General features: G+C 36.5%; 8 protein-coding genes and 2 pseudogenes. 5 read left to right on the forward strand and 5 right to left on the reverse strand.

What is annotated here, in order from left to right; genetic code table 11:
* The first annotated feature begins 124 nt into the window (after positions 1-124).
* From P8M54_RS09685 to P8M54_RS09695, 3 genes are all read left to right on the forward strand, one after another.
* A complete protein-coding gene (locus P8M54_RS09685; protein ID WP_300287624.1) occupies positions 125-334 on the forward strand; it encodes a hypothetical protein in 210 nt (69 codons plus the stop codon).
* Between the two features lie 164 nt (positions 335-498).
* Positions 499-669 (forward strand): hypothetical protein, encoded by a 171-nt coding sequence (locus P8M54_RS09690; RefSeq protein WP_300287625.1) that lies wholly within the window; start codon positions 499-501, stop codon positions 667-669.
* An 87-nt stretch (positions 670-756) separates the two neighbouring features.
* Positions 757-1,584, forward strand: a complete 828-nt coding sequence (locus tag P8M54_RS09695; RefSeq protein ID WP_300287626.1) for an alpha/beta hydrolase-fold protein — start codon at positions 757-759, stop codon at positions 1,582-1,584.
* A 75-nt stretch (positions 1,585-1,659) separates the two neighbouring features.
* Here the strand turns inward: P8M54_RS09695 and guaB are convergent.
* The 5 genes and pseudogenes from guaB to P8M54_RS09720 form a co-directional block, all read right to left on the reverse strand.
* A pseudogene (guaB, locus tag P8M54_RS09700) lies at positions 1,660-3,132 on the reverse strand (IMP dehydrogenase).
* Positions 3,133-3,406: 274 nt separating this feature from the next.
* Entirely contained in the window at positions 3,407-4,807 is a 1,401-nt protein-coding gene (locus P8M54_RS09705) for a DUF5723 family protein (protein WP_300287627.1), read from the reverse strand.
* Positions 4,804-5,355 (reverse strand): hypothetical protein, encoded by a 552-nt coding sequence (locus P8M54_RS09710; protein ID WP_300287628.1) that lies wholly within the window; start codon positions 5,353-5,355, stop codon positions 4,804-4,806. The genes P8M54_RS09705 and P8M54_RS09710 overlap by 4 nt, the downstream gene beginning before the upstream one ends.
* 95 nt (positions 5,356-5,450) lie before the next feature.
* Positions 5,451-6,314, reverse strand: a complete 864-nt coding sequence (locus P8M54_RS09715) for a hydroxymethylglutaryl-CoA lyase (protein ID WP_300287629.1) — start codon at positions 6,312-6,314, stop codon at positions 5,451-5,453.
* A gap of 124 nt (positions 6,315-6,438) precedes the next feature.
* Positions 6,439-7,458, reverse strand: a pseudogene (locus P8M54_RS09720) (quinone-dependent dihydroorotate dehydrogenase).
* A gap of 147 nt (positions 7,459-7,605) precedes the next feature.
* On the opposite strand from P8M54_RS09720, the gene P8M54_RS09725 reads away from it, so the two are divergent.
* Both P8M54_RS09725 and pepT read left to right on the forward strand, forming a co-directional pair.
* Positions 7,606-8,142, forward strand: a complete 537-nt coding sequence (locus P8M54_RS09725) for a phosphoglycerate mutase family protein (protein WP_300287630.1) — start codon at positions 7,606-7,608, stop codon at positions 8,140-8,142.
* A gap of 97 nt (positions 8,143-8,239) precedes the next feature.
* Entirely contained in the window at positions 8,240-9,511 is a 1,272-nt protein-coding gene (gene pepT / locus P8M54_RS09730) for a peptidase T (protein WP_300287631.1), read from the forward strand.
* The last annotated feature ends 85 nt before the right edge of the window (positions 9,512-9,596 follow it).

Here is a 9,596-nt window from a genome sequence, read left to right on the forward strand (position 1 = left end):
TGACTAATTGAGGGCGTAATAGCGGTAAAAAGCACAACAAAATGGTAGGAATTGGGGTGAATTTATCGAGAATAACAACACCATAATCGAAGTTACAGCTAAAAATTTAGCTAGTGCCGAAAGATTGACTCCACCCAGAAGCAGTTATGTTGTATGGATCAGTACGGAAGATAATGGGACTAAAAACTTAGGACAACTGAATAGTAAAAACGGAAGCAAAGCTGTTTTAAAAGCAACAACGCCATTCAAAGTAAAAGAAATTTATATTACAGCAGAGGAACAAGGGAACATCTCTTTTCCAGCCGGAATTGAAATTTCTAGAACTTCACTTTAGGATAGAAAACAAAGTGATTTTTAAATAGTACACTGTTTTTTTTCAAGTACTAATTAGTGATTACAAGTTTATTAAAAATTATCTAAGTGCAATTCAGCAGACATTCAAGCGGGTTTTTCCAATTGGAAAAACCCGCTTTTTTTTACGTGAAAAACTAAAGCAAAATGACTAAAAACAAAATAATTGGAGTAATTTTATTGCTCATAGGACTAATTCTCAACTTTTCGGCAATTGACTTTACAGCCTCTGGATTTATTGCTGGTGCGATTTGCGCTATGGGAGTGGGATTACTTTTATTTGAATTTCCCTTTTTTAATAAAGAGAAAAAATCTTGATTGACAAAGCGCATTAGCTTTCGTACAATCAAAAACACCTGATATAATAGATCAGTGAATTATAACATTTTAAAAAAAATTAAAGGAATGGCTCCAATAAAAGTACTTGCGATTTGTTTTATTCTGCTTTTGAGTCAATCTACTTGGTCACAAGTAGAACTCAAACTCAATACATCCAATCCCATCACTTTAGGCGAAACGGTTGAATTGAAATCGGATATCTTGAATGAAAACCGAATTCTGAATATCTATTTACCACCAAACTATTCCACCGATGCAAGCAAGAATTACCCTGTCATATATTTACTTGACGGTTCCTTAGATGAAGACTTTATACATATTGCGGGCATAGTGCAATTTGGTTCTTTTTCGTGGATTAATATGGTTCCTGAATCTATTATTGTTGGGATTGCAAACACTGACCGAAAAAAAGATTTTACTTATCCTACTACCAATAAGCAGGATAAAACAGATTTACCTACTTCAGGTAAATCGGCTAATTTCATGCAGTTTCTTGAAAAAGAATTGCAACCGTATATAACTACAAATTATAAAACTTCAGGCCCAACAACAATAATCGGGCAATCCTTAGGCGGTCTTTTAGCCACTGAAATCTTGTATAAAAAACCGAATTTATTTGACAATTATATCATCGTGAGTCCAAGTTTATGGTGGGATAACGAGTCACTACTGGCATTACAACCCGCGACCTACAGCTCGAAAAAATCAATTTATATTGCCGTAGGAAAAGAAGGCGCTATTATGGAACGAACCGCTAGCGCTTTGTATGATAAAATCAACAATCAAAAAAAGAGCAACACGACGGTTTTCTACTCCTTTTTTGAAAAGCAAAATCATGGCGACACTTTGCATTTAGCTGTTTATGATGCTTTTGAGAAAATCTTTAAAAAGTAAAACAATTGCACCTCAAATTGAAAAAGGCTGTCTAAATAGAATTTAGACAGCCTTTTTTATGTATTTAGAAACTTCTTATCTTGAGTAATTAGGCGCTTCCTTAGTAATCGTTACGTTATGCGGATGACTCTCGTTGATTCCACTAGCAGTAATACGAACAAAACGTCCTGTTTCTTGCAAAGTAGGAATATCTTTTGAACCACAATACCCCATTCCGGCACGAAGTCCACCAATGAATTGCAGCATACTTTCGTTTAGTTCTCCTTTGTAAGGAACACGACCAACGATTCCTTCTGGAACTAATTTTTTAACATCATCTTCTACATCTTGAAAGTAACGGTCTTTTGAACCGGTTTCCATTGCTTCAACAGAACCCATTCCGCGGTACGACTTAAACTTTCTACCTTCAAAAATAATAGTTTCTCCTGGAGACTCCTTTGTACCTGCAAGTAATGAACCTAACATTACACAGTCGGCACCAGCGGCTAAAGCCTTAGGAATATCACCAGTGTAACGAATTCCACCGTCAGCAATAACGGGAACACCTGTACCTTTTAAGGCTGCAGCTACTTCTAAAACAGCTGAGAATTGAGGAAAACCAACACCTGCTACGATACGCGTAGTACAAATAGAACCCGGTCCAATTCCTACTTTTACGCCATCAGCTCCGTTTTCTACTAAAAATTTAGCTGCTTCGGGAGTTGCAATATTACCTACGATAACATCTATTTGAGGAAATTTAGTTTTTACTTCTTTAAGTGTATTGACAACACCTTGCGTATGACCGTGAGCTGTATCAATAATGATGGCATCTACACCTGCTTTTACAAGTGCTGCCGCTCGTTCAACTGCATCACCTGTTACCCCAATAGCAGCTGCAACACGCAAACGCCCGTAAACATCTTTGTTAGCAATAGGTTTTTGAGTTAATTTAGTGATGTCTCTAAAAGTAATCAGACCCACTAGTTTATAATCATCATTTACAACTGGTAATTTTTCGATTTTATGACCTTGTAGTACTACTTAGGCTTGTTCCAATGAAGTACCTTCAGCAACTGTAATCAAGTTTTCCTTGGTCATTACCTCAACAATAGGTCTTGAATTTACTTTTTCAAAACGCAAATCTCTATTGGTAACAATTCCTTTTAGTTTTTTATTTTCATCCACGATTGGAATTCCGCCAATACCATATTCTTTCATAGCGCTTTTTGCATCGGCTACTGTAGAAGTTAATGGTAAGGTAACGGGATCGATTATCATTCCTGACTCGGCACGCTTTACTTTACGTACTTTGGCAGCTTGTTGCTCGATCGTCATGTTTTTATGCAAAACACCTATTCCGCCCTCTTGTGCCATAGCAATAGCCATAGCTGATTCGGTAACGGTATCCATAGCTGCGGACACAATTGGAACATTAAGCGTTATGTTTCGTGAAAATTTAGATTTGATACTTACTTCGCGGGGAAGCACATTAGAGTAGTTAGGTACTAATAAAACATCATCGTAAGTTAGACCTTCGCCGATAATCTTGGAGTTGTGTGCTATCATGGTGCAATTTCTTGTTGAATTGCGTGCAAATATACAAAATTATCTTGAATAGTTCTACTTTCATTTTGGATTATCAAGATAGACCACTCTCGAATAGTGTTTTAAGGCGGAATGTTCATAGCCCAGATAGGAATGGAAAGCCACACTAATTGGAATCCTACCTTTTTATTGCTTGTAAAAAGCGACTAAAGGAAGCTCTTTTACAAGTATTTAAAAAGAGGATTATGATAGTGTGCTTGAAATGGATAGCTGGAAAAAGCTCTAACAACATGAATTAAGGAGGGTCATTGCTGTCTTTGAACACGAAATTGAATCCAAATTGAAAGGATAAACTATTGGCTTTGGACAAATCACGATATTCCAACAGGTTGTCCGCCAAGACATACATATTGAATTTACCAGCATTTATTGCCATGCCCAAACCAATGTTTTTAGCAGAAAAGGAATCCACAGTATAGGTCGCTTTCAGGTCTAGACCATTGATGAGACGGTGCTTTACATAACCTGTCAACGCCATTAAAGGTGCTCGCGGTACGGACATCATGAACAGTTGCGCTCCCACGGCTGTTTTATAAGCGGACTCGTTGGTAGTGCAGCTGCAATCCTCTCCTCCTCGATCATCATTAAACGAATATTGATAGGAAGCATTGATTTTTATTGGTCGCAAAGTAGTGTATTTATTGTATAAGGTATCAAGCGGAATAGCCTCATTGAATTCTTGGTACACATTTTCAGGCGTGGTGATTCCGTTGAAATTTGGATTTATTCCTTTGTATTGATAAACGCCTTTATACCTAAATGACTGCACATCCTTACTGTGTGACACAAAACCCAGATCCACTATACTAGCAGTAAGCTGTTTGTTTTTTTGAGGGTAATACGTAAACCCAAGATCAAGCCCTAACCCTAAGTCTCCTCCAAAAAGTGCTTTTTTCTGAAAATCGGCTGCGGCGTCTCCCTCGTATCCTTTAGCAATATATTTAGAAATTCCACTTGTATTTAACTGCATATCCGAGTATATAACCTGATCATAAAACGTAGTCGCACCAGGAGTGGTAAGCACATAACCGGAGTTTTTAGTGGATGTAGCATTAAAAGGACTGGAATAAATTTTAGCTCTAGCTCCTAGAATTAATTTGTCGCTTACATTTTTATGATAGCCTACATGCAACACCGATACCATTTCTGTTTTTAAGCTCAAATCACCAAGATTAAAGGGACGACCCAAGTAATTTTGGTTACCATCTAGTGCCAAAATGGCTATATCTTTAGGAACATAACTAACAAAATCAAACTCTTGATACATACCAAAGGAAATATAGCCTTTGTTTTTCATCCAATCGCCTAGCTTAAAACCGCCACTAAAAAGTTCGATTTGCTCATTAATCGTTAGTATGTCATTGCGAGATGCATTGTAAACTACGTTACGTAATTTAGTGTTGAAATCGATACCATTGTTAGCAAATAAATCATAAGCTGAAAATCCCGAAGAGCCCGCTTGCACGGATATACCAGAGAGCAATGGAACACCAAAATAATATTTATATTTGACATCAGCTCCCGGATTGGTCATCAAGGACTGCGGGATGGCGGTGAAGTTATACAATAATTGCTTGTTTTGAGAAAAGGAAGTAACAAAGCACGAAAGAAGTAGTGTTATATAGATTTTTCTCATTGTATTACTAAATATACTGTTGCAGTAGATCGCAATATTAAATTACCTGGGCTATTTACAGTTAATGGTGTGCCTGCATTTTTTACAATACCAAATCCTAACCTAGTCGTTCTTTTAAGCAAGTCTAACTTAGCATTTTCAAAAATATCGGTATCAGTTACTCTAATTGTTGTGCCCGTGTAGGCAGGAATAGCAAGCGTTTTTATATAAAGCACTTGATCGTTTTGATCGAATAGAACAATATCAAGACTAAAAGATCTTGTAATAGTGTTCTCGACTTCAAAATAAAAGTCGGCTTTTCGCAAGTAACTTTTAAAATATTTATCTCTAAAAACATCGAAATTCTCGGCATCAAATGCTATGGCTTGCTCTTGTCCATTGACAAAAAAATCTTTAGGTTGCACATCAAAATAAGAGAGATTAGCTATAAAGACAGGCTCGAGCTTCGCATCGTTAACTTGGTTAAAATCCAATTCACTTGAGCAAGAGCTCACCAAAAAAAGGGAACTTAAAAAGGTACAAAAGACAACAATGCGGTAGTATTTCATCTAACTATAAAATTGAATAAATAGGGAGTTTCTTGTATAAAAACGAATGAATTGCATTGTTATTGTGTTACTTGACTCGCTAGCTAAAACTGCAACTAGTGAAACTCTCCAAATAACTTGGAAGCTTCATTGTATGCACTTTCAAAACTCAACGGATTCAAATTAGTCTCGACTTTATTCGCTGTAAAATACGATAGTAATTTTTCGGTAGGCATGTTTCCTGTCAAATCGTCTTTGGCCATTGGGCAGCCGCCAAAACCTTGTATTGCGCCGTCATATCGCACACAACCTGCTTTGTAGGCAGCATCAATTTTTTCAAACCATTTATCAGGAGTGGTGTGTAAGTGCGCTCCAAATTCGATATCAGGATATTTGGGAATTAAATTAGAAAACAAATAACTAATGACATCGGGTGTTGAGCTTCCTACGGTATCAGATAAAGACAGAATTTTAACGCCCATGTTGGACATTTTCTCCGTCCACTCTCCTACTATATCCACATTCCATGGATCACCGTATGGATTGCCAAATCCCATCGAAAGATAAGCTACGACCTCTTTATTCGTTTGATCTGCTATTTCTAAAATTTCGGTCAATGTCACTAACGATTCTGCAATTGTTTTATGCGTATTTCGCATTTGAAAATTCTCCGATATAGAAAACGGAAAACCTAAATATTGTATTTCATTGTGTTGGCTTGCTAATTCAGCACCTCTGGTATTTGCAATAATGGCTAGAAGTTTACTGCTAGTTTGCGATAAATCCAGTTGTGCCAAAACCTCGGCTGTATCCACCATTTGCGGAATCGCCTTTGGAGAAACAAAACTTCCAAAATCGATGGAGTCAAAACCTACACGCAATAAGGATTGTATGTAAGCAACTTTCCTTTCAGTAGGAATAAATGGCTTAATGCCTTGCATGGCATCGCGCGGACATTCTATAATTTTTACTGGCTTCATATATTTTCAAAGATAAGAAAACAAATAAATAGGCAAAGGTTATGATTATGAAAATTTAAACAAATAAAAAAAGCGTATTCTGCAATTAGAAGTACGCTTTATTATCAATTTTAAAATCTGCATTTTACATTCCTTTCAAAATCTTTTTATTAATTGCCTTAACTAAAGCAGGACCTTCGTAAATAAAGCCTGTATATAATTGAATCAAACTCGCTCCCGCTTCTAATTTTTCAATTGCATCTTCGGCAGTATGGATTCCGCCTACTCCAATAATTGGAAAGGCTTTATTACTTTTTTGAGATAAAAACCGAATCACTTCCGTCGAGCGATTCGTTAGCGGTTTCCCTGAAAGTCCGCCCATTTCAGCTTTATTAATGGATTGCAAACCTTCTCGAGAGATTGTGGTATTAGTCGCGATAACCCCAGCAATCTTAGTATCGGCAACGATATCGATAATATCCAACAACTGCTCATCGGTTAAATCAGGTGCGATTTTAAGTAAAATTGGTTTTTGTTTTGGCTTAGCCAAATTCTTATTCTGTAAAGTTTGCAACAATTGTGTCAGCGGCTCTTTGTCTTGTAAAGCACGTAAATTAGGTGTGTTAGGCGAACTCACATTCACCACAAAATAATCTACATGATCATAAAGCGCATCAAAACATATTTCATAATCGGAGGTTGCCTCTTCGTTAGGTGTTAGTTTGTTTTTACCAATGTTCCCACCAATTAAAACACCATTATTCGCTTTTAATCGCTCAACTGCTTCGAGAACTCCACCATTATTAAAACCCATTCGGTTAATGATAGCCGAATCTTCTTTTAGTCGAAACAAGCGTTTTTTAGGATTCCCTTCTTGTCCTTTGGGTGTTAACGTTCCAATTTCGATAAAACCAAAACCAAAGTTAGACAGCTCCTTGTACAATTTGGCATCCTTATCGAAGCCGGCAGCCAAACCAACAGGATTTTTAAACTTTAAACCAAAAACTTCTGTTTCTAATCGGGTATCGTTTACTAAATACAACGAACGAAAAACAGATGCCAATCCCGGTATCTTAGAAGTAAAACGAACTAATGAAAAGGTGAACTAATGTATTTTTTCAGGGTCAAAAAGAAAAAATAACGGACGAATAAGCTGTTTATACATGGTGTAGTAGTTGTGTACTGCAAAAATAGAACTATCTACCCGATAAATAAATAATTATACTCAAAAATTAAAGAAGCTGTTAAAGCTGTTTTGATTCGCTATTTTTTGAATATTTAGCAATAAATTAGCAGCTATAAATAAAAAACAATGAAAAACTACATCTCCTTACTATTACTTCTTCTCTCCCTATCTCTTTTTGCTCAAAGCAAAGAAGCAACTAAAATATATATCGTACGTCATGCCGAAAAAATGACTGATAATCCTAAAGAGAGAGATCCACTACTAACGACAAAAGGACTCGAAAGAGCAGATGCTTTAGCACAAATCCTGCAAAAAAAGAAAATAGATGTAATTTACTCTACCGATTATAAGCGTACGAAAGCCACTGCACAGCCTACAGCAACCAATAAAAAACTTGACATCCAGTCCTATGATTCCAGAAATTTGAAAGAAGCAATTCCGACTATTGTAAAAAGCAACCAAGGAAAAACCATCTTGATCGTAGGTCATTCTAATACCATCCTCGAAACTATCGAAGCGGCTGGTGGTTTAAAACCGTTCGCTTCAATTGGAGACGAAGACTACGACAACTTATTTTTGGTTACGCTTAAAGCAAATGGCAATACGAAAGTAAGAGCCATGAAATATGGTGCGAAAAGTACCCCGGCAACAAAAACCGAATAATAGCACCCAAAACGAACAGATCTCGCTATTGAAAATTGGCGTTTTAAAACCTCAGTCTTAAATAGTACCTTTATAGCCTTAATAAAAAAACAAATTTATGCAACATATTATTGATCGTTTCATCAGTTACGTAACTGTTGACACAGAATCAGATTCGAACTCGACTACAACCCCAAGTACTGCAAAACAATGGGATTTAGCGAACCAATTGGTTGAAGAATTAAAAGCGATTGGTATGCAAGATGTTACCATCGATGATAAAGCCTATATCATGGCAACTCTACCTAGTAATGTACCGCACGAAGTACCTACAATAGGTTTCGTATCGCACTTTGATACTACTCCAGATTTCACAGGTGCGAATATAAAACCGCAAATCGTACCCAATTATGACGGAAAAGATATTGTATTGAATGCGGAACAAAATATCATATTATCACCTAGCTACTTCAAAGATTTATTGCAATACAAAGGGCAAACCTTAATTACAACTGATGGAACTACATTATTAGGAGCAGATGATAAAGCTGGAATCACCGAAATTGTGACGGCAATGGAATTCCTAATCAATAATCCAGAAATCAAACACGGAAAAATTAGAGTAGGTTTTACTCCTGATGAAGAAATTGGTCGTGGAGCACACCATTTTGATGTTGCTAAATTTGGCGCTGAATGGGCCTACACTATGGACGGAAGCCAAATTGGAGAATTAGAGTTTGAAAACTTTAATGCAGCTGGAGCCAAAATTACTATCAAAGGTAAAAGCGTGCATCCAGGTTATGCCAAAGGCAAAATGATCAACTCGATGCTAATTGCAAATGATTTCATCAACGCCTTGCCTAAAAAAGAAACGCCACAGGGAACTAAAGGCTATGAAGGATTTTTTCACGTACATCACTTAACTGGAAGTATTGAAGAAACGGTTTTAGAACTTATAATCAGAGACCATAGCAAACTAAAGTTTGAAAAACGTAAGGAATTAATCGAAAAAATTGCAGCAAAAATCAACAAGAAATTTGCTAAGCAATTTGGAGAAGATATCGTAATTACAGAGATCAAAGACCAATACTATAATATGAAGGAAAAAGTAGTTCCCGTAAAACATATTGTAGACATTGCTGAAAAAGCAATGAAAGAAGTGAACATAAAACCTTTAATCAAACCCATTCGTGGTGGAACTGATGGTTGCCAATTATCCTACATGGGATTGCCTTGTCCAAACATTTTTGCGGGTGGACACAATTTTCATGGTAAATACGAATATGTTCCTGTAGAAAGTATGCAAAAAGCGGTAGAAGTAATTGTAAAAATTGCCGAATTAACTGCTTTACCAAACTACGGTTTAGCCGTTTCGAAAAGAAAAAAATAAAGAGTAATTATAACTTGATTTTAAAGACTTACCCCAAAGGAGCAATGGCTTTTTTGGGGTTTGTTATTTTTTGTTCAAAAGTAAA

It is taken from the genome of Flavobacterium sp., assembly GCF_029242675.1.
Lineage (GTDB): Bacteria > Bacteroidota > Bacteroidia > Flavobacteriales > Flavobacteriaceae > Flavobacterium.